The sequence below is a fragment of the Shewanella sp. SG44-6 genome (assembly GCF_014164185.1).
Taxonomy (GTDB): Bacteria; Pseudomonadota; Gammaproteobacteria; order Enterobacterales; family Shewanellaceae; genus Shewanella; species Shewanella vesiculosa.
This window is the reverse complement of the sequence record NZ_JACJER010000288.1, coordinates 1-1,123: the sequence shown is the minus strand read 5'-3', so window position 1 is coordinate 1,123 and position 1,123 is coordinate 1. Positions and strand designations below refer to the sequence as shown.

1 protein-coding gene is annotated in these 1,123 nt (G+C 32.5%); it reads left to right on the top strand.

Features of this window, described 5'->3' with window-relative positions; translation table 11 throughout:
- Positions 1–484: OmpA family protein (locus H5185_RS22215; RefSeq protein WP_182743331.1), on the top strand; the 484-nt coding region annotated here is incomplete at its 5' end.
- Positions 485–1,123: the final 639 nt, after the last annotated feature.

The window sequence follows — 1,123 nt, the reverse complement described above, 5'->3', positions numbered from 1 at the left end:
GATCAATCTTTCATTAGCAGGTGTTGTGTTATTAGCACTTACGGGCTGTCAATCAGCACCCGTTACTGTATCAGAACCCATCAAAACATTTTCAATTTCTCCAGAGTGTATTGAATATACCTTACAAACAGATGATGAAATGATTGTAGGATTTAGACCTGTGTATTTCGAACTGAATAGCGATAAGTCATACAGTAAGCTTGATGCGCACATGTCTTGCGTTGCTACTTATTTAGCTAACCACGTCGATAAAGAACTTAACATTCAAGGTTTAACCGACGATAAAGGTACTATAAAGTACAATAAAGCACTGGCACAACGTCGTGCTGATGGAATCGTAGAGTACTTAGTGTCTTTAGGTGCGTCATACGACCAGTTAGTTTCTAGCACTAAAATTATTGAAGATAATGGTGTTAGACTAACCAGCTCTGAGCGTTCAAAAACTCGTCGAGTTGACTTTATCATCACTGACAAATCTTCTTAAATTTTATTTGAGTGATTTGAAATAATATTAAGTTAACATTATTCTCATAATTAAGGTTCAGCTTACTGTTAAGCTGAACTTTAATTATTACAGCCCTTTAACGTCACCCGCCACCTTAACCATTCAATCTTAAAGCCATTATCATTCCCAGCCATAGTTATAGTTATAAAAATATTATTACTTCAGCTTAGTTAACTTTATAAATATAATTTTCCTCATAAAAATATAGAAGAAACAATACTACATCATCAAGGATATTTTATCGTGTGACACTTTAACAATTAATTTTGCTTACGCTGTGACACATTAACTTTGATTATCTTTAATTACCGCCACTCTTTCTGGATTACACTATTAATTATCCATTTTACACTACGACTGAAAAGCTTATTGATTATTGATTATTGATTATTCACATTTAACTTTTTACACTTAGCACATAAAATTTTTAGCTTTATTTCATCATTTAAGCCATCCCGTTTATAGCAATACCAATAAGAAAAATCGCGATTCCTTTAATCAGTAATACCTAGCCCTTACTTACGGTTAGATACGGATGAACTCAATAGAGATGAATCCCAATTAATCTATTAGACCAACAATTAATTATTTTCACCAATTTAACATTGTCAATATGAC